This is a genomic window from Ornithinimicrobium cerasi (assembly GCF_003702705.1).
GTDB lineage: Bacteria > Actinomycetota > Actinomycetes > Actinomycetales > Dermatophilaceae > Ornithinicoccus > Ornithinicoccus cerasi.
This window is the reverse complement of record NZ_QZMN01000083.1, coordinates 1-559: the sequence shown is the minus strand read 5'-3', so window position 1 is coordinate 559 and position 559 is coordinate 1. Positions and strand designations below refer to the sequence as shown.

Below are 559 nucleotides of genomic sequence, written 5' to 3'. Positions count from 1 at the left end.
CCTGCAACCCGCACCAGGTTGGCGGCGCTGGCTTTGTCGCGCCGGGCATACACGACGTAGTACGCATGCTCACTCTTCTCGCCCAGGGATCTGCGCACCAGCAGGTAGTGTCCCCAGCTGCGTTCCTGCTCATCGAGCTGCAGGCGCCACAGCGGCACCAGCGCCCAGTCATACAGCCGCTCGCCCTTGGCACCCGCGCCTGCTGAGAGGCGCTGCCAAGCGCTTGCTGGTTGCGCTTGTGCGATGGTCTGGGCGCTGCTGTAGTTGGGCCCTTGCCACCACAGGGGCTCATTGCAGGCAACCGCCAGCACAAAGGACTGCTCGCGCGATTCCAGCCACGCGCGCAGGCGCCGGTCGCCGCCATACACTGCATCGCCTGTGACCCAGCCACAAGGCACCCCGGCATCGAGCGCGCGCTCGATCATGCGCTGGGCCAGTTGGGGCTTGGTCTGAAACTCTACCGAGGACGGTATCCCTGCCGCCTGGCAGCGTGCCCTGTCCTCGATCCACTCCCGGGGCAGGTACAGCTGGCGGTCGATGAAGGCGCCGCCTCCACAGC

General features: G+C 67.3%; 1 protein-coding gene. It reads right to left on the bottom strand.

The window, feature by feature from the left end; genetic code table 11:
- Nucleotides 1-559: IS701 family transposase (locus D4B81_RS17910; protein ID WP_161965308.1), on the bottom strand; the 559-nt coding region annotated here is incomplete at both ends.